Origin of the sequence: Williamsia maris, assembly GCF_024171815.1 — a bacterium.
Taxonomy (GTDB): Bacteria; Actinomycetota; Actinomycetes; order Mycobacteriales; family Mycobacteriaceae; genus Williamsia_A; species Williamsia_A maris.
On the sequence record NZ_JAMTCJ010000002.1, the window covers coordinates 856618 to 875625 of the forward strand.

The 19008-nt window shown below is 69.3% G+C and carries 14 protein-coding genes; 11 read left to right on the forward strand and 3 right to left on the reverse strand.

The genetic code is table 11. The features are described 5' to 3' along the window. Together LX13_RS11010 and LX13_RS11015 are read left to right on the forward strand one after the other, a co-directional pair. Positions 1-630 (forward strand): response regulator, encoded by a 630-nt coding sequence (locus LX13_RS11010; RefSeq protein ID WP_253661365.1) that lies wholly within the window; start codon positions 1-3, stop codon positions 628-630. Between the two features lie 171 nt (positions 631-801). Then, complete coding sequence (locus tag LX13_RS11015; protein WP_253661366.1) at positions 802-2832, forward strand: DUF2339 domain-containing protein; 2031 nt, start codon at positions 802-804, stop codon at positions 2830-2832. Positions 2833-2835: 3 nt separating this feature from the next. On the opposite strand, the gene LX13_RS11020 is transcribed toward LX13_RS11015, so the two are convergent. The 3 genes from LX13_RS11020 to trmB all read right to left on the reverse strand — a co-directional run bounded on the left by LX13_RS11020 (position 2836) and on the right by trmB (position 7572). Then, positions 2836-5976, reverse strand: a complete 3141-nt coding sequence (locus tag LX13_RS11020) for an MMPL family transporter (protein ID WP_253661367.1) — start codon at positions 5974-5976, stop codon at positions 2836-2838. A 163-nt stretch (positions 5977-6139) separates the two neighbouring features. Then, the gene (locus LX13_RS11025) at positions 6140-6832 is read right to left on the reverse strand and encodes an NYN domain-containing protein (protein WP_253661814.1); all 693 of its coding nucleotides are present in this window, start codon (positions 6830-6832) and stop codon (positions 6140-6142) included. 26 nt (positions 6833-6858) lie between these two features. Beyond that, positions 6859-7572 (reverse strand): tRNA (guanosine(46)-N7)-methyltransferase TrmB, encoded by a 714-nt coding sequence (gene trmB / locus LX13_RS11030; protein ID WP_253661815.1) that lies wholly within the window; start codon positions 7570-7572, stop codon positions 6859-6861. Between the two features lie 127 nt (positions 7573-7699). Here trmB and LX13_RS11035 point away from each other — a divergent pair, with 127 nt between their 5' ends. From LX13_RS11035 to LX13_RS11075, 9 genes are all read left to right on the forward strand, one after another. Next, on the forward strand, positions 7700-8539 hold the full coding sequence (locus LX13_RS11035; protein ID WP_253661368.1) for a hypothetical protein: 840 nt from the start codon (positions 7700-7702) through the stop codon (positions 8537-8539). Beyond that, entirely contained in the window at positions 8536-9852 is a 1317-nt protein-coding gene (locus LX13_RS11040) for a hypothetical protein (protein ID WP_253661369.1), read from the forward strand. Before LX13_RS11035 ends, LX13_RS11040 begins: the two co-directional genes overlap by 4 nt. Positions 9853-9890: 38 nt before the next feature. Next, complete coding sequence (locus LX13_RS11045; RefSeq protein ID WP_253661370.1) at positions 9891-10271, forward strand: DUF6802 family protein; 381 nt, start codon at positions 9891-9893, stop codon at positions 10269-10271. A 148-nt stretch (positions 10272-10419) separates the two neighbouring features. After that, a complete protein-coding gene (locus LX13_RS11050; RefSeq protein WP_253661371.1) occupies positions 10420-12243 on the forward strand; it encodes a phosphoenolpyruvate carboxykinase (GTP) in 1824 nt (607 codons plus the stop codon). Between the two features lie 78 nt (positions 12244-12321). Continuing rightward, entirely contained in the window at positions 12322-13404 is a 1083-nt protein-coding gene (locus LX13_RS11055) for an esterase-like activity of phytase family protein (RefSeq protein WP_253661372.1), read from the forward strand. Positions 13405-13596: 192 nt separating this feature from the next. Next, positions 13597-14370 carry an ABC transporter ATP-binding protein gene (locus LX13_RS11060; protein WP_253661816.1) on the forward strand — a complete coding sequence of 258 codons (774 nt, stop codon included), beginning with the start codon at positions 13597-13599 and terminating at the stop codon, positions 14368-14370. After that, on the forward strand, positions 14370-16919 hold the full coding sequence (locus tag LX13_RS11065; RefSeq protein ID WP_253661373.1) for an ABC transporter permease: 2550 nt from the start codon (positions 14370-14372) through the stop codon (positions 16917-16919). The genes LX13_RS11060 and LX13_RS11065 overlap by 1 nt, the downstream gene beginning before the upstream one ends. A 41-nt stretch (positions 16920-16960) precedes the next feature. Then, positions 16961-18085: an epoxide hydrolase family protein gene (locus LX13_RS11070; RefSeq protein WP_253661817.1), complete on the forward strand. Its 1125-nt coding sequence runs from the start codon at positions 16961-16963 to the stop codon at positions 18083-18085. A 48-nt stretch (positions 18086-18133) separates the two neighbouring features. Beyond that, on the forward strand, positions 18134-19006 hold the full coding sequence (locus LX13_RS11075; protein ID WP_253661374.1) for a hypothetical protein: 873 nt from the start codon (positions 18134-18136) through the stop codon (positions 19004-19006). Positions 19007-19008 lie beyond the last annotated feature (2 nt).

Sequence of the window (19008 nt, forward strand, 5' to 3'; positions counted from 1 at the left end):
ATGGTTGTTGATGATCATCCGATCTGGCGTGAGGGCGTGGCGCGCGATCTGGCCGAGGACGGATTCGACGTCGTCGCCACCGCCGACGGCGTACGCGCTGCGGCCGCGCGAGCCGCGGCCGTCCGACCCGATGTGGTCCTGATGGACATGCAGCTGCCGGACGGGACCGGCGTGGACGCGACCCTCGCGGTGCTCGAGGCATCGCCGACGACCAGGGTGCTGGTGCTGTCGGCGTCGGCGGAACGCGACGACGTGCTCGCGGCCGTGAAGAGCGGCGCGAGTGGGTATCTCGTGAAAAGTGCGTCGCGGACCGAGCTGGTCGACGCCGTGGTGGCGACCGCGGACGGACAGGCCGTCTTCACGCCCGGTCTCGCCGGTCTGGTGCTGGGGGAGTTCCGCCGCATCGCCGGTGACACCGGTCGCGACGAGCAGACGCCGGTGATCACCGAGCGCGAGACCGAGGTGCTGCGCCTCGTCGCCAAGGGCCTCAGTGCCCGACAGATCGCCACCCGGCTCGGGCTGAGTCATCGCACCGTCGAGAACCATGTGCAGTCCACGTTGCGAAAGCTGCAGTTGGCCAACCGGGTCGAACTCACCCGCTACGCCATCGAGCACGGTCTCGACGAGTAGTCAGCGGGCATGCGACTGAAATCGTCCGAATACAGAGCCTTCGAGGGCAATATGCCCTCGGCGACGCTCATGTCGGACGATTTCAGTGGTGGAACGCCCCGGGGAAGTCCCCAGGGCGCCTGAGTAGTCGTACTCATCTGCCTACGGCCGATCCTGGCGAGGATCGACGGCATGACCGAATCAGATGCTCGTCCCGATCGCCCGGACTGGACCGTCCTGTCCCGGGTCTCTGCGGATTTCGAATCCCTGTCGCGCCAGATGGCGCAGATGTCGTCGCACCTCACCGAGATGCAGTCGACGATGACCGCCGCACCACCCACATCCGCGCCCGTCCCGACTCCGGCGACCGCTGCTCCACCGGCCCAGCAGACACCCCGGGCGCCGCACCCCACACCGCAGATGTACCCGCCGGACCTCCCGCAGTGGATGCGGCCGGGTTCGGGCCTGGAGGCGCCGATGGCGCAGTTCCCGCCGCCACGGCATCCTGCACAGGGTCCACCGCTGCAGGGGCCGGCACCGCGATCGATGCCCCAGAGCCCGATGCCCCCGCGTCCGCCGATGCCGCAGTACCCGATCGGTCCGCCCCCGCCACCGCGACCGGGTCTGCTGAAGCGGGCCGCGTCGGCCGCCGACGGGCGCCTTGTCGGTGCGATCCTGGCCGCTGCGGGAGTCGCGGTGACCCTGGTCGGCGTGGTGCTGCTCCTGGTCCTCGCGGCCCAGGCCGGCATCCTGCGACCCGAGGTCCGGGTGGGTGCCGGCGCCGTCCTGGCCGGCCTCCTCGTGGCGGCCGGATGGCGGATGCACCACCGAGCCGAGGGCCGGATCGGATCGCTCGCACTCGCGGCGACCGGCATCGCCACCGCCTACCTCGACGTCATCGCGGTCACCCGGATCTACGAATGGCTGCCTGCCGCAGCCGGACTCGCGATCGCCGCAGCGGTCGGAGGCGCCGGACTGGCTCTCGCGCGTCGCTGGGACTCCGAGTACCTCGCGCTCGGGGTACTGGTCCCGTTGATCGTCCTGGCACCCTTCGTCGCCGACGGCGTGAACCTCACCCTCGTCGGTTTCATGCTGGCGTTGTCCGCGGTCGCCCTGCCCGCGCACCTCGGCACCGACTGGCTGTACCTGCACGTCGTGCGGGTCGTCGCCGGGACCATCTGGCTCGTGCCTGCCACCGCCCTGTCGGGCACGGCCACCGACATCGACATGTGGTTGCTGGCCGGCGCCTGCGCGGTCAACGCCGCGCTCACGCTGGGCTCCACCGTCGCGGTGTTGCCGCGCCTGACCTCTCGGGTCGCCACCCTCGCCGTGGCCGCCACCTCGGTGATCGGGGTGATCCCGCTGCTGGTGTGTGGCATCGCCGTCGACCGCCACCTGGCCGCGGGCGCGATCGCGCTCCTCGCGCTGTCGCTGCTGGCGCTGGTCCTGCTCGCGGAGAGGATCCCGTCGATGACGGTCGTGCTCCGACACACGTGGGCCGCCCTGGCCGGCGTCGCCGCCCTGATCAGTGTGGTCGCGGCGTTCGATGCGCCGGTGGCGGTTCCGGCGCTGCTCGGCCTGGCCGCGACCATCACCGTCGTCGGACGCCACGACACGGTCGGTCGGTACGTCGGACTCGCGTTCGCCGTCATCGGGGGCCTGGCGTTCGTGGCGCAGTCGCCGGTGTCGACGCTGATCGACCCCGTCGACATCCGTCCGACACTCGCCGCGTCGACGATCGTCGCGGGTCTCCTGCTCGCGGTCACCGCCGGTGTCACGGCGTGGGCCTGGGTCCGTTCGGAGGCCGTCGCCCCGGCCGCCCAGTGGCTCTGGGCCCTGACGGGTGTGGTTGCGCTGTACGCGATCACGACCGTCAGCGTCACCACGGGCGTGGCCACCGGAGGCGTCGACACCGGCTTCTTCGCCGGCCACATGGCGGCGACGATCTGCTGGGTCATCGCAGCCGCGGCGGCCCTGGTCCAGGCGACGCGGGTCCCGGCCGGGTCGGCGCGGATCGTCCCCGTCGGAGCCGGACTCGTCCTCGCCGCGGCGGCGGTCGGCAAGCTGATGCTCTTCGACCTCGCCACCCTCGACGGGGCGTTCCGCGTGGGAGCGTTCATCGTCGTCGGACTGATCCTGCTGACGATCGGTTCCCGCTACGCCCGCGTGCTCGGTCGGGATGCGGCCGAGAAGGCCGACACCCCGTCACCCGCGGCGCGGTAGGACCTACTCGCCGTTGTTGTTCCGACGACGTAGCAGCTCCTGGACGCTGATCTGGCGATCATCGCCCCGCTCGTGCCGACGGCCACTGGAATCGTGGTCGTCGGTTCGGTCGTCGGACGGGTCGTCGCGCGAATCGTCCTCGGGACTCAACGACGCGATCAGCGGACGATCGTTGCGCTGGTCCTGCAGGGACGGACGCCGACCCAGCGGGCCACGGTCATCCGACCCGGACGGTGCGGCGGGGGGTCGGGCGCCGGTGCGCTCGGGCGGCACCGGACGTCCACCCCGCACCGGCATCGGCTCCGGGCCGCGCCCGGTGGCCGGACCTGCGGATGCGGGAGCGCCGTTCGACACGGCCGACGAGCCGTTGGAACGGGGCTGGTCGCCGCCGCTCGGGGGCCGGGCACTGATGGCCCCGCCGAGGCGGATGCCGCTGTCGCCGAGGCTCCAGCCGCCGGTGTCCGGCCGCGAACTGTTCGCGCGTCCACGGGGCGAACCGGTTCCGGCGGGCGCCGGCGGTCGGGTGCTGGTCGTGGTCTCCCGGCTGGGGCGCGGAGGTGCGATGGGCCCGCTGTCCGGCGGGGGCGGCGGACGTCGCGGACCGACGGGTGCGTCGGCGTCGACCCGACGCACCTTCGGACGGACCGGCCCGTCGTGCGGCGACTGATCCCGCGAGGGAGGACCACCGCGACCGACGGCGGGTCGTGGGGGCAGCGGTCGGCCGTCCCGCGGCGGGACACGGTCAGGGGTTACGCGTTCCGGACCGGCCGGACGTGGTGCGGCAGGCCGGGTTCCGGCGCCGCGACCACTGCCTGCTGCGGCCATCGCCATCGTGGGGACCTGTGCGACAACGGTTCCCGCGTCCCGACTCGAACCCGGGATGGTCGCGCGGCCGGGCTCGTCGTCGAGGATGGTCTCACCGAGACCGATCTTGCGCTGGACGGCCTGCATCCACTTCGGTGCCCACCAGCAGTCGTCGCCGAGCAGCTTCATGATCGCGGGGACCAGCAGCATGCGGATGACCGTGGCGTCGAGGATCAGTGCCGCGATGATGCCGAACGCGATGTACTTCATCATCACGATCTCGGAGAACCCGAACGCGCCGACCACCACCACGAGGATCGCCGCGGCCGCGGTGATGATGCGACCGGTGTGCGCGGTACCGCTGCGGATGGCCTCGGTGGTCGTCGCGCCCTTCTGTCTCGCCTCCACCATTCGAGACAACAGGAACACCTCGTAGTCGGTGGACAACCCGTAGATGATCGCGATGATCAGGACCAGGACCGCCGACATCAGCGGTCCCGGGGTGAAGTTGAACAGCGATGAGCCGTGTCCGTCGATGAAGATCCAGGTCAGCACGCCGAGCGTGGAGCCGAGGCCCAGCGCCGACATCAGGGCCGCCTTGATCGGCAACACCACCGACCCGAACTGCAGGAACATCAACAGGAACGTCACCACGATCAACATCACCGCCATGAGCGGCAGGTCGTCGAGCAGGGCGTCGATGGAGTCCTGGGTCAGCGCGGGCGTCCCGGCCACGTACATCGTGAGGCCCTGGGTGTCGATCGCGCGCAACGCCTTGACCGCGTCACCCGCGGTGTTGCGGTCGATGAGACCCGCCGACATCTGGACCACACCGGTGTTCGTGCCCTCGATGCTGCCCGTCTGCGCACCCTGGGCGCTGTCGAGGCTGAACTGCTTGGTGAAGCCGGGGATCTTGTTGGCCTCGTCGGCGATGGTCTGGAGCTTTGTGCCGTCGTCGTTGCTGTTCTCGTCGTAGGGGATGACGAGCTTGATGTCCTCGGTGCGCTGCGTCGGGAAGATGCGGTCGAAATCCTGCTGCGCGCTACGGAAGTCATTGCCCGGCGGCAGGTACTTCTCGGTGATGCCGCCGAACGAGATGTTGCTGAACGGGATGATGAGAACGAGCAGCAGCAGGACCGTCGGGATCGCGGTCTTGAGCGGGTGCCGCATGACCCAGCCGGCGAGCTTGCCCCAGAAGCCGTCCTCGATCTCCTTCTTGGTCTTGGTGCGACGCAGGAACTTGAAACCGAGCATGTCGATGCGCGTCCCGAGGATCCCGAGGATGCCGGGTAGCACCGTCACCGACAGCAGCGCCGCGAGACTGACCGCGCAGATCGCGCCGTAGGCGACCGACTTGAGGAAGCCCTGCGGGAAGATGAGCAGACACGCCAGGGCCGCGACGATGATCGTCGCCGAGAACACCACCGTCTGACCGGCGGTCATCACCGTTCTTCGCACCGCGAGTTTCGGCGGATAACCCTCCGCCAATTCTTCTCGGAATCTGCTGACGATGAACAACCCGTAGTCGATGGCGATGCCCAGACCGATCAGCGAGATGACCGGTTGCGCGAAGAAGTTGACCTCGGTGGTCTGGGCCAGGGCGTTGAGGATGCCGGTGGCGCCGGCGATGGTGAGGCCACCGATGACGACCGGCAGCACCGCGGCCACGACGCCACCGAAGATGAAGAAGAGCATCAGCGCGACCAGCGGCAGCGCGATGACCTCGGCGCGCGTGGTGTCCTCGGCAGTGCCGTTGGAGATCGCGTTGGCGATCGGTTGCAGACCGGCCAGTTGGAACTTCGCCCCGGGGAGGTCGTAGCGGCCGTCGATGTTGTCGAAGGCCGGTTCGAGCTTCTTGTAGTTGTTGAGGACGGTGGTGTCGTCGTCGCCGCGGACGCCGATGCTGATGAAGGCGTGGTCGCGGGACGCGTCGAAGGTCTGCGCCCGGATCTGGTCCTGGGCGGCCTTCGCGGCGGTGCTGGTGGCAGGCGCGAACGGGTCGATGATGCCCGGGTCGTTGCGGTCGACGACGTCGCTGTGATCGCGGATCATCTCGTCGACGAACTTCTCGACCTTGGTGCCGAACGCGGCGTCGTCGACCTTGGTCCCCGACGGCGGCGTGATCAGCAGGACGATGTCGGACTTGTGGTCGCGGCCGAACGTGGTGTCGGCGAGCTGCGATCCCTTCACCGACTGCGAACCGTCGTCGAAGAACCCGCTCTGGGAGAGGTTCTTGCCGAGACCGAGGCCGTAGAGGCCGAGGCCGCCCATCAGGACGATCATCACGGCGATGACCGCGAAGCGCATCCGGTACACGAATGTGCCAATGGCTCCGAACACCGGTTACATCCTCTCGAAGGTCGTGGGGGAAGTCGTCGCAGCGCAGCGCGTGATCGCTCACACGGGGGTTGCCAGCACCGATTGTCTCAGCTCACCGAGCCGATCGGTGCTTCTGCCAGCGACTCCTTAGCGTTCCCACATTGTCGGTCCCGAAGGACCCTGACTAGTTCTGACGGCCGGAGAGCAGCGCCGTCAACGGACGGAACGGGGCCAACCAGGCACCGTCGTCGGGCAGCGAATCGAGGTTGATCCGCGGCAGCGGTTCCCGGAACACCCCGGGGATGTCCTCGAGATCGACGAAGTCGACGATGTCGGAGGTGACCGCCCAGCTGGCGTGCTCCCGGAAACCCAGGACCGTGACGGGGGTGCCGTCACCTGCGACGTCCTCGAGCGGCTCTCGGAAGGCCTGACCGTCGGCTGAGGCCACGATCAGCCCCGCCAGCCCCACAGTGTGCCTGCGCAACTCGATGTGGTCGAGCATGTCCGAATCGACGTCGGTGTCGTCGGCGAGCTTGGGCTTGGCGAAAACGGCGAAGCCCACGTTACGCAACGCCTCGACCCACGGCCGGACCACTTCGGCGCTGCCGGGGACGATGTTGGTGAACACGGTCGCCTCGGGTTCGACCTCGCCCTCGTACCCGGCCGAGATGTCGGCGGTGCGCGCGAGCAGCCACCGCCCGAGTGCGTCGAAGCGTGGTCGGTGGGCGGTGGTGGGCCGTCCGCCGAGGATCGATCCGAGACCCATGTCGAGGTTGGGGGCGTCCCAGACGAGCAGGACCCGCGACGCCGGGCTGGTGCCCGAGATGGTCCGGGCGACCCCGGGCCCCTCGGCGGTCCCGGTGCCGTACCCGCCCATGTTCGGTGACGCTGCGTCGACGGCCATCAGTGGTCTCCTGCCCTGGGGATGCGCCGGAGGACGAACTCGGTGACCGAGCGTCCCTCGCGGTCGGCGCGGCCCTCGAATTTGGTGGTCGGTCGATCCAGCGAGAACGGTGCCTCGCCCTCGAGCGGGACCAACAGTTCCTGCGCGGCGAGTTCCTCGGCGATCCACTCGGCGTAGTCGGCGTGGTCGGTGGCGATGTGTACGACACCGTCGTCGACGACCGCGTCGGCGATGAGTCCCAGCGTGCCGGACTGGATCAGCCGACGCTTGTGGTGCCGCGCCTTGGGCCAGGGGTCGGGGAAGAAGATGCGGATGCCTGCGAAGAACGCGGTCGGGACCATCTCGCGCAGCACCACGACGGCGTCGCCGCGGACGATGCGGATGTTGTCGATGTCCTCGCGCTGGATGAAGCCCAGGAGCTGGGCGAGCCCGGGCTTGTAGACCTCCACCGCCAGCACGTCGATCTCCGGTTCGAGTTTCGCCATCGCCGCGGTCGAGGTGCCGGTGCCCGATCCGATCTCCATGATCACCGGCGCGCTGCGCCCGAACCACTGCTCGAGATCGAGGCGCGTGTCCGTGGCGTCGCGACCGACGATCGGCCACAATGTCTCCCAGTTGTGCTGCTGGGCGGGGGTGAGCGACCCGCGTCGCGACCGGAAACTGGTCACCCGGGGATACAACCGAGCCCGATCCCGCAGATCCTCGGCGGTCAGCGGTGCCGGATCGGCGGTTGCGGCGGGTCGCTCGGTGTTCTCCACCCTGACATGGTGGCGTATCCGGCCGATTGTGCACAGCTGGGTCGGGTGTCGGGCAGGCGTGAACGTGCAGGAGGGGACGGTCGTGACGCTGGATGTGACGAGCGCCGAACTCGATCGCGCGTCGGAATTCGTGACCGATCTGCTCACCCGTTTCCCCGACTCGGCCGAACTCCACCGCGCCGCACGTGAGCTCGACGGTCGACTGCGGGTCGCTGTGCGTGGGCGTGCGGGCACCGGGCGCGACACCATGGCGCGCGCGGTCCGGGAGCGGCTCGCGGTCACCCCGATCGGTCCCGGCGACGACGACACCGACGCCGACGTCTGGCTGTACGTCCTGGTGGGCTGGCCGCGTCCCGCCGACCGCGTCGCGCTGCGCCGACTGCCGCCGGAGCGCACGGTGCTCGCGCTGGGCAAGGCCGACACCCTCGGATCGTGGGAGGACGCCGAGGAGACCGCGCGGGCCTGTGCGCGTGACCTGGGCCGATCGGTCCATCCGACGATGCCGCTGCTGGCGTGCGCCGACCTCGTCGACGAGGAATTCGAGCTGCTGGCGCAGATGCTGCGTGACGACGAGCCCATGCCGTCGATGGCCGCGCACTTCATCACCGGCGACCGCGCCGAGCGAACCCTGCGCACCGGTCTGCTGCGGCGCCTCGACCAGTTCGGCATCCTCAGCGCGCTCGACCTCCTCGAGGCCGGCGCCGACGCGGACACCCCGCTCGACCGCCGTGCCCTCGAATACCTGCTGCACCGACAGAGCGGGATCCCGGGCCTGGCGGCCCCGCTCGCGGCGACGCTGGACGCGGTACGTGTGCGCCGACTGCACGGTGTCGTCGGATTGCTCGACCGTGTCGCGGCGAGCGGGACGGCCCGCGATGAGATCGAACACACCCTGTCGCGACTCGTCTGGGTCGACGCGTGAGCGGCGGGGTGGTCGTCGCCGGCGTCGGCCGATCCGGGGCCGCGACGCTGATCGACGCCCTGGCGGTGGTCGATCCCGGTCTGCGCGTCGAGCGGTATCGCGGGGACCTCGCCGCCCACGCGGTGGTCGGGCTGCTCGTCATCGACCCGTCGTCGGTCGCGGGGGACTCCGACCGCGCCCTGCTCGACGAGCTGCGGTCCTCGGTCGGTGTCGCCGCGGTCGTCTGCACCAAGGTCGACGCGTTCTGGGACTGGCCGACGAACGCCAAGGCCAGCCGACGCGTCCTGGACCCCACCGAGGCGCTCCCGGTGTTCGCCGTGTCCGGGGCCGCCGCGGTCGCCGGAGCCGCCGACGAGTCCGGCGTGGACGAGCTCGCCCGCTGGATCCGGGAGCACACCGACGACGACCCGACGCGGATCAGCGCACGGACCGCCGCCGCGCGGTCGGCGGTCGCCCAGGAGATCGATCGACGTCCGTCCACCGCCACACCGGTCACCGCCGAGGTGTTGGTCGCGACCCGCGCCCGTCTGGTGCGCTCCCGCGACCGCGGTCGCGCCGACCGGCTCGGCGCACTGCGCGGAGGGCTCAACCGGGTGCGGTCCGGCGCCGTCGCCGACCTCGACGCCGGCATCCGCGACATCGGCGCGCGGTCACGGGACGCCGTCGGTGGTCTGCGCCGCGCCGACGTCGACCGGCACGCGATCTGGCTGGCGTCGGCGGTGACCGAGCTGCGGGACCGGCTCGACGCGGGGGTGCGCGACGACCTCGACCGCATCCGTTCGGTGGCGCTGCTCGGCGTCGAACCGGTGTCCCCGGACCCAGCCCCGGTGCCCGAACGCGCGCCGGTCACCCTGCGACCGCACACCGAACGACGCCGCACGGCCGAGGATGCGCTGGTGGTCCTCCTCGGGGCCTCCGCCGGCATCGGGCTGGGCCGCCTGGTCGTCACGCCGCTCGCCGGGGTGCACACCCTGCAGTGGATCAGCATGCCGCTGGCCCTGATCGTGGGTGTGGGCGTCGCGGCGCTGGTGGTGCGGCTGCGCAGGATCGGTGCGCTGCGTGCGCAGATGCGGTCCTGGTCCGCCGACGCGCTGGCCGAGGCCCGCGCGAGCATCGAACACGACGTCGTCGGGGCGGTCACCGCGGCCGAACCGGTCGTCGCCGGACAGGTGATGCGGCATTACGAGCGACGGGCTCGGATGATCGCCGACGACGTCGCCCGCATCGACACCGAGATCCGGGCGCGCCGGGCGGATGCACGCGATGGAACCCCGATCGCCCGCGCCGCGTCCAACACGTCGGGCCCTGTCTGAGCTTCGGCACTGCCTGACCTGAGGGGAGATCAGCACACATGGACGTCAGTTCACCGTTCGACGGATCCGACGACGACGCGACGGACGCGCTGCACGGGTTCGAGTCCGGGACCCATGTCGGCGCGGCCGAGCCGCTGCTCGCGTCGGCGCCGGTCCACGACCCGCACGACAACCTGTGGATCGCCGACGGCGACCGCGTCTGGGACCTCGGGCCCGCCGACGTCGATTCCGACGCCGACGGCATTCCGGATTCCCTCACCCGCGTCGGCCCGGGCGGGGTCACCGTCTACACCGACACCGACCACGACGGACGCGTCGACGCGATCACCGAGGTGCACAGCGACGGGGCGTTCGAGTCCCGCCGACTCGACGTCGAGACCGGCGACTGGGTGCGCACCGACATTGGCAGGCTGGACTGATCGGGGTCGAGCCGGTGACCCCGATCACCCCCGATCGCTCGATCGGTCCCCCATTGGTGGATCGGTACACGCAACCAGTAACCTGGTCAAACACATACGGCGGGTAGATACGCGGCGCTCGCTGGTCGGCCATCCCAGGAGACACATCATGACGTCAGCGACCATTCCCGGACTGGAACCCGGAAGCGCCCCGACCCGGCATCAAGAGCTGCTGGAGTGGGTTGCCGAGGTCGCTCGTCTGACGCAGCCCGACCAGGTCGTGTGGTCCGACGGCAGCGACGAGGAGTGGACGCGGCTCACCGACGAGCTCCTCGCGGCCGGCACCATCACGAAGCTGGACGAGGAGAAGCAGCCGAACTCGTTCGCCGCGAACTCCGACCCCGCCGACGTCGCGCGCGTCGAGTCCCGGACCTTCATCTGTTCCAAGCGTGAGATCGACGCCGGACCGACCAACAACTGGGTCGATCCCACCGAGATGCGCGCCACCATGACCGAGCTCTACACGGGCAGCATGCGTGGCCGCACGATGTACGTCATCCCGTTCTGCATGGGCCCGCTCGGTGCCGACGACCCCAAGCTGGGCGTCGAGATCACCGACTCCGCGTACGTGGTGTTGTCGATGCGCATCATGACCCGCGTCGGACCCGCGGTCCTCGAGACCCTCGGCACCGACAAGTTCTTCGTCAAGGCACTGCACTCGCTGGGCGCACCGCTGCAGCCCGGCGACACCGACGTGCCGTGGCCCTGCAACACCGAGAAATACATCACCCACTTCCCCGAGGACCGCGAGATCTGGTCCTACGGTTCGGGTTACGGCGGCAACGCCTTGCTGGGCAAGAAGTGCTACTCGCTGCGCATCGCCTCGGCCATGGCGCACGACGAGGGCTGGCTGGCCGAGCACATGCTGATCCTCAAGCTGATCAGCCCCGAGGAGAAGGCGTACTACATCGCCGCGGCGTTCCCGAGCGCGTGTGGCAAGACCAACCTCGCGATGATCCAGCCGACCATCCCGGGATGGCGCGCAGAGACCCTCGGCGACGACATCGCCTGGATGCGTTTCGGCGACGACGGCCGGCTCTACGCGGTCAACCCGGAGTTCGGTTTCTTCGGTGTCGCGCCCGGCACCAACTGGTCGTCGAACCCCAACGCCATGGAGACCCTCAAGCAGGGCAACACCATGTACACCAACGTCGCCGTCACCGACGACAAGGACGTCTGGTGGGAGGGTCTCGAGGGCAGCCACGACCACCTCATCGACTGGCAGGGCAAGGACTGGACCCCGGAGTCCGACGGTCCCGCCGCGCACCCCAACTCGCGCTACTGCGTGCCGATGAGCCAGTGCCCGATCATGGCCCCGGAGTGGGACGACCCGCAGGGCGTGCCCATCTCGGCGATCCTCTTCGGCGGACGCCGCAAGACCACCGTCCCGCTGGTGACCGAGGCCCGCGACTGGCAGCACGGCGTGTTCATGGGCGCCACCGTCGGCTCCGAGCAGACCGCCGCCGCCGAGGGCACCGTCGGCGCGATCCGTCGCGACCCGATGGCCATGCTCCCGTTCCTCGGCTACAACGTGGGCGACTACCTGCAGCACTGGATCGAGCTGGGCAAGAGCGCCGACGAGTCGAAGCTGCCCAAGGTCTTCTACGTCAACTGGTTCCGCCGCGGCGCCGACAAGCGCTTCCTGTGGCCCGGTTTCGGTGAGAACAGCCGCGTCCTGAAGTGGATCGTCGAGCGCATCGAGGGCACCGCCGGCGGCGTGGAGACCCCGGTCGGCATCGTCGCGACGCCCGAGGCGCTCGATCTCGACGGACTCGACGTCGACATCGACGACGTCGCCGAGGCGCTCGCGGTGAACGTCGACGAGTGGCGCGAGGAGATCCCGTCGATCGAGGAGTGGTTCTCCTTCGTCGGGGACAAGTTGCCCACCGGCATCGCCGACGAGTTCGCCGCGCTCAAGCAGCGACTCGCATAACGTTTCGCGGTCGCACGAGTAACGCTTGTGGTCACTCGGATAGCGCTGCGTATCGCTGATTCGGTAGCATCCCGACCCATGGGTCTCAGCCGTCTCGGCCAGCGTGTTCAGATCGGCTGCCTCGTCGGCGCCGTGGCAGTGTCCGGACTGGTCGCCGCGGCGCCCGCGAACGCCGCGCCGAACGGGCCCACGGCCCGTTACGTCGACACGATGACCGTGCCCGACAACTTCGTCCCGACCCCGTTCCGCTTCGGCGGACTGTCCGGCATCGACAACATCGGTGGCGGCAACTACGTCGCCGTCAGCGACGACCCGGGCAAATTCGGTCCGGCCCGGTACTTCCAGTTCCGACTGCCGATCACCGGCAACGGGCAGTTCGCGACCCGGACCCCGGTGCTGACCAACGCCGGCACCATCCTCGGCCCGGGCAACATCCCCCTGCTGCCCGGTCAGATGGATCTCGAGGGCATCCGCAAACTCGGCGGCAACTTCGTCGTCAGCAGTGAGGGCGCCCGGCCGTTCGTCCGCGTCGTCACCCCGCCCGGACTGTATGTCCGCGACATCCCGATCCCGGCCGCCTACCGGCCCGGTCCCGGACGTGGCCTGAAGACCAACGACGGCTTCGAGGGGCTGACGGTGACCCGCAGCGGTCAGGTCGCGTTGATGACCGAGTCCGCCCTGGTCCAGGACGGTGGCGACCCCACCAAGGCGGCCGGAACCCGGTCGCGCCTGCTGATCACCGGCGCCCGCGGCAACAGCGAGTACGTCTACCGCACCGACCCGATCGCCCGGAACGCGAGCAGCCGCGCCACCAACGGTGTCTCGGAGATCCTGTCGATCAGCAGCACCGACTACCTGGTGCTCGAGCGCGGATTCGACCCGGTCGCCAACCGCAACAGCATCAAGGTCTACGCCGCCACCACGCGCGGCGCCACCTCGGTCACCGGCGTGAACAAGCTGTCCGGCCGTGAGGTGCCGATGTCCAAGCGGCTGGTGTTCGACTTCGCCAAGCTGCCGATGCTGCGTCCCGACAACGTCGAGGGCATGGCGTGGGGTCCGACGATCTCGGGCGGCCGTCGCACGCTGATCCTCATCAGCGACGACAACTTCAACAACCCGGCGCAGCACACCAAGCTGCACACGCTGGCACTCACCTTCTGACGCTGCGGCGTCCGTAACCGCCCACTCGGCGTCCGTAGCCGCCCACTCGACGGGTGGGGCGGGTTCATCCTCTCGACCGATGCCACCGGGGTCGAACGCGGGAAAGATCAGGGGATGCCCCGATGGTCGCGACTATCCTGGCGAGCCAGGATTGACGGCGTGACCCCCACACGGTTCGAGGAGAAGGCATCAATGAGCGTCCCCCAGGATGGTCGGACACCCGGCGCACACGCCGCGACGGCGCAGATCGCCGCGCGCGCAACCGATGTGACGAAGGTCTACGGCTCCGGAGACACCACCGTCGAGGCCCTCAAAGGGGTGTCGCTGTCGTTCGCCGCAGGCGAGTTCACCGCGATCATGGGACCGTCCGGATCGGGGAAGTCGACCCTCATGCACTGCCTGGCCGGTCTCGACGACGCCACCGGCGGCACGGTCACCATCGGTGACACGGATCTCACCACCCTGAACGACAAGGACATGACGCGGCTGCGTCGTGACCGCATCGGCTTCGTGTTCCAGTCCTACAACCTGGTGCCGACGCTGACCGCGCGGGAGAACATCACCCTGCCGCTCGACATCTCCGGCCGCGAGCTCGACCAGGAGTGGTTCGACACGGTCATCGGCCGCCTCGGACTGTCGGAGCGTCTCGGTCACCGCCCCAGCGAACTGTCCGGCGGACAGCAGCAGCGCGTGGCGTGTGCGCGTGCCCTGGTGGGCAAGCCGCAGATCATCTTCGGCGACGAGCCGACGGGCAACCTGGATTCGCGGTCCTCCGGTGAGGTCATGAGCATCTTGCGCGCCGCGGTCGACGAGTTCGGTCAGACCGTCGTCATCGTCACCCACGATCCGCGGGCGGCGAGCTGGGCAGATCGCGTCGTGTTCCTCGCCGACGGCCGCATCGTGCAGGAACTGCAGTCGCCGTCGGCCGACGACGTGTATGCGTACATGAAGAACCTGGACTCCTGATGGCGGCTCCGGCCATGCGGCGGGTGTCCCTGCGAAATCTCGCCGCGCACAAGGTCCGTCTCGTCCTCACGGTTCTGTCGGTGGTTCTCGGCACGTCGTTCGTCGCCGGCTCGATCATCTTCACCGCAACCATCTCCAGTGCCTTCGACGGCATCTTCGACAAGGTCGCGGTCGGTGTCGACACCCGCCTCAGCCCGAAGGACAGTCAGTCCACCGGCATCGACGAATCCGTCGTCGACCAGTTGAACAGCCGCAAGGCGGAACTGGGCATCAACCGCGTCGTGCCGCGCTACAGCGCGCCGGTCACCATCGCCAAGGCGGACGGGACCGCGTTGCAGACCGGCGGGGCGCCGAGCATCGGTACGGCGTATCTGCCGCAGGACCAGGTGCTCTCTCCGACGGAGAGCAAGCTCTACCCGGGTGGACGCGCGCCCGTGGGTACCGGCGAGATCGTGCTGAACAAGTCGGCCGCCGACAAGGCCGGTCTGAAGGTCGGTTCGTCGACCAAACTCGTTGTCGCGCGGGGGGACAGCACCCCGCAGACGGTGAAGGTCGTCGGGCTGGTCGACCTCCCCGGAGACACCAGCGGCTACGTGAACGTGCAGCTGCAGGAATCGGTGGCCAAGCAGGAACTGTCCGACGGTTCCCGTGCGGCCTACGTCGAGATGTCCGCGGTGCCGGGCGTTTCCGCGCAACAGCTCTCCGACCGCGTCTCGTCGGCCCTCGGCGACGACTACAAGACGCAGACCGGTGCGCAGGTGCGGCAGGAGGAGAAGGACAACGTCAACCAGTTCCTCGACGTCTTCAACTACATCCTGTTGGCCTTCGCCGCAATCGGTCTCATCGTCGGCACATTCATCATCTACAACACCTTCTCGATGATCATCGCCCAACGTGTGCGCGAGCTCGCCCTGCTGCGGGCGATCGGCGCGAGCCGCCGCCAGATCACCCGGTCGGTGCTGTTGGAGGCCTTCGTGGTCGGGCTGTTCGGTGGCGCGATCGGTCTCGGGATCGGCATCGGGTTGGCCGCGATACTCAAGGCGGTCACCTCGTCGACCTCGGGGCTGCCGACGGCGTCGCTCCAGATCACACCGACCGCGATCATCTCGTGCATGGCCGTCGGCATCGTGGTGACCATGGTCAGCGCGTACGCGCCGGCCCGCCGCGCCGCGCAGGTCTCGCCGGTCGAGGCGATGCGTGAGAGTGCCACCGACGGAGCGAGTTCGCTGCGTATGCGCACCTCGATCGGCGCGCTGCTCGCGGTGATCGGGATCGCACTGGTCCTGGTCGGGACGTCGGGTCAGGGCGCGAAGTTCGCGGCCACCGTGGGTGGCGGCGCTCTCGTGCTCATCTTCGCCGTCGTGTTCGCCGCGCCCGCACTCTCGCGCCCGTTCGTCGGTGCGCTCGGCCGTGTCATCGGCCGACCGTTCGGCAAGATCGGACAGTTGGCCCGCACCAACGCCGTCCGCAACCCGCGGCGCACCGCGGCGACCGCGTTCGCGCTGACCCTCGGGTTGATGCTCGTGGCGGTGGTGGGCACGTTCGGATCGAGCCTCAAGGGGTCGATCGACGACACGATCAGCAAGGAGTTGTCAGCCGATCTGGTGCTCGCGACATCGGACCAGGGCTCCCTGCCGACCTCGGTGGTCAACGCCGCCAACAACACCGAGGGGGTCGCATCGACCGTCTCGTTCCGGATCGTCGCGGCGAAGGTGGGCGACGAGACCATCACCGGCGTCTCGCCGAAGGGTGATCTCAGTGCGGTGACACCGTACGAGATGATCGACGGCGCATCGAAATCCATCCCCGCTGACGGGATGATCATCTCGGAGAAGACGGCAAAAGCCAAGGGCTGGAAGCGCGGTCAGGTCATCAGGTTCGTCAGCTTCGACGGCACCCCCGCCGACGTCACGATCTCCGGTATCTTCCAGGACTCACAGATTCTCGATCCGTTCCAGATGGGTGACGACGCCTACGGGAAACTGGTACCGGCCGGGTTCCAGAGCGACCGACTGATCCTCATCAAGGCTGCCGACGGTGTCTCGGTGAATGCGCTGCGCGACAAGCTGACCGCGGCCACGAAAGACTTCCTCACCGTCCAGGTGAACAATCGGGCCGAGTTCGTCGGGCAGGCGTCGTCGCAGATCGACCAGATGCTCGCCGTCCTCTACGGCATGCTCGGTCTCGCGCTGGTGATCGCGGTCCTCGGCATCGTGAACACGTTGGCGCTGTCGGTGATCGAGCGCAAACGCGAGATCGGGATGCTGCGTGCGATCGGTATGGCCCGCGCACAGATCCGACGGACCATCTACGTCGAGTCGGTGCTCATCGCCATCTTCGGCGCCGTCCTCGGGGTCATCCTGGGCAGCGTCGTGGGCATCGCGGTGGTCCGTACGTTCAAGGACCTCGGCATCACCACGGCGGTGCTGCCCTACGAGTTGATCGGCATCACGCTCGTCGGGGCCGCGGTCGTGGGCGTGCTGGCCGCCCTGTGGCCCGCGGTCCGCGCGGCGCGGACCAACCCGCTGGAGGCCATCTCCGACGTCTGATGCCGGAGGGCACACTGGAGGACGTGAGCGCAGACAACATCGTGGAACCGTTCCGGATCGAGATCGGCCAGGCCGATCTCGACGACCTCGCCGACCGACTGGCCCGCACTCGCTGGGCCGAGCCGGAGACGGTGGACGACCGCAGCCAGGGCCTGCCCGCGGCCTACCTGCGTGACCTGGTCACGTACTGGTCAGACGGCTACGACTGGCGTCGCCTCGAGCAGCGGCTGAACGGTCTGCCGCAGTTCCGCACCGACATCGACGGACTGGGCATCCACTTCATCCACGTGCGGTCGTCGCACGCGGACGCGACGCCGTTGCTGCTGACCCACGGGTGGCCGGGCTCGGTGTGCGAGTTCCTCGACGTCATCGAGCCGCTCACCGAACCCGCCGACTCCGAACCGGCGTTCCACCTGGTCATCCCGTCGCTACCCGGATTCGGGTTCAGCGACAAGCCGACGCGGCCGGGGTGGAACATCGAGCGGATCGCCGACGCGTGGGCGACGTTGATGGCGCGCCTGGGGTACGAGCGCTACGCCGCCCAGGGCGGCGACTGGGGCGCGATCATCACCACCGCGCTCGGCGAACGCGACGCCGACCACCTGCTGGGCATCCACCTGAACATGCCGTTGGCGCCGCCGGATCCTGACGACACCCCGACCGCGCAGGAAGCCGAGATCATCGCGGCCCAGAGGGAGCACAGGCGGTTCCGGACCGGATACCAGAAGGAGCAGTCGACGCGGCCGCAGACCATCGGCTACGCGCTGGTGGACTCGCCCGTCGGTCAGGCCGCCTGGATCGCAGAGAAGTTCTGGGACTGGACCGATCATGACGGCGACCTCTCGACGATCCTCACGCGGGACCAGATCCTCGACGGGGTGATGATGTACTGGCTGACCGCGTCCGGTGCGTCGTCGGCGCGGATCTACTGGGAGGCCGCGCAGGGTGGCACGCAGCCCGACGTCACGGTGCCGGTGGGCGTGTCGATGTTCCCCCGTGAGCTCTACCGCACCTCGGAGCGGTGGGCTCGCAAGCGGTACCCGACGTTGGCCTACTGGAACGAGCTGGACCGCGGTGGACACTTCGCGGCGCTCGAGCAGCCGGAGCTGTTCGTCGGCGAGATCCGGGCGTGGGCCGCGCAGTGCCTGAGTTCGCCGCAGACGTAGGACCGCCGTGCAGACTGGGTGGCTGGCACCACGGAGAGGACCGATGAGATGACCGATCGACCGGACGGCGGGCACGGCGAACCATCGCCGGGACAGCAGCCCGACGACCCCACCTGGGCGGCGCCACCACGCGACGATCAGTGGACCTCGGTCGACGGTCCGCAGGGGCCCGTGTACCCGTACCAGCCCGATCCCGGCTATCCGAACCCGCAGCACCCGCCGACCCGGTCCTTCGACCCGGCCGACGGCGGCTACCCGGCCACCGGGTACCAGCAGAACCCCTATCAGCAGAACCCGTACCCGCCCACGAACTACGGCTACCAGCAGCCCTATGACCAGGGCGGATACGGCAGCGGGCAGTACCCTCCGAACAACTACCCCCCGAACCAGTACCCGTCCGATCAGTACCCCGGTGACGGCGCGGCCGCCGCAGAGCCTCCCGGTGGTGGATCGTCGCGCACGCTGTGGCTGATCGCCGCGGTCGTCGCGCTGCTGGTGGTCATCGTCCTGGTGGCCGGCTACTTCCTCGTGAGCAACAGTGACGGCGACGACGTCGCGACCCCGGCGGCGACGTCGACGGTCGAGACCACCGACGACTTCCTGGCCCCCACCGAGGAGTCACCCCCTCCGACGTCCGCGGCGCAGCCGTCGGCGTCGGCGGCCCCGGGCCAGATCCTGTACTCGCTGAGCGGGAACGGCCAGATCCTCGGACTCACATACGCGGCGGGCAGCACCGTCAAGCTGTCGCCGCGGCTGATCAACCCGCCGTGGGCGGTCGCCACCGATGTGTCCGGGACGGCGTCGCTGACCGCGGTGGTGCTCCAGGGGCAGGTCACCTGCACCATCACCCTCGACGGCCGCGTGCTCGACACGTCGACCTCGTCGACCGGTCTGCTGCGGTGCGAGGCGCCCGCACGCTGAGG

Coding starts and splice junctions, on each gene's coding strand:
- LX13_RS11010 (WP_253661365.1), top strand. CDS start 1: ATGGTTGTTGATGATCATCCGATCTGGCGTGAGGGCGTGGCGCGCGAT.
- LX13_RS11015 (WP_253661366.1), top strand. CDS start 802: ATGACCGAATCAGATGCTCGTCCCGATCGCCCGGACTGGACCGTCCTG.
- LX13_RS11025 (WP_253661814.1), bottom strand. CDS start 6,832: ATGGGCGGGTACGGCACCGGGACCGCCGAGGGGCCCGGGGTCGCCCGG.
- LX13_RS11045 (WP_253661370.1), top strand. CDS start 9,891: ATGGACGTCAGTTCACCGTTCGACGGATCCGACGACGACGCGACGGAC.
- LX13_RS11050 (WP_253661371.1), top strand. CDS start 10,420: ATGACGTCAGCGACCATTCCCGGACTGGAACCCGGAAGCGCCCCGACC.
- LX13_RS11055 (WP_253661372.1), top strand. CDS start 12,322: ATGGGTCTCAGCCGTCTCGGCCAGCGTGTTCAGATCGGCTGCCTCGTC.
- LX13_RS11060 (WP_253661816.1), top strand. CDS start 13,597: ATGAGCGTCCCCCAGGATGGTCGGACACCCGGCGCACACGCCGCGACG.
- LX13_RS11065 (WP_253661373.1), top strand. CDS start 14,370: ATGGCGGCTCCGGCCATGCGGCGGGTGTCCCTGCGAAATCTCGCCGCG.
- LX13_RS11075 (WP_253661374.1), top strand. CDS start 18,134: ATGACCGATCGACCGGACGGCGGGCACGGCGAACCATCGCCGGGACAG.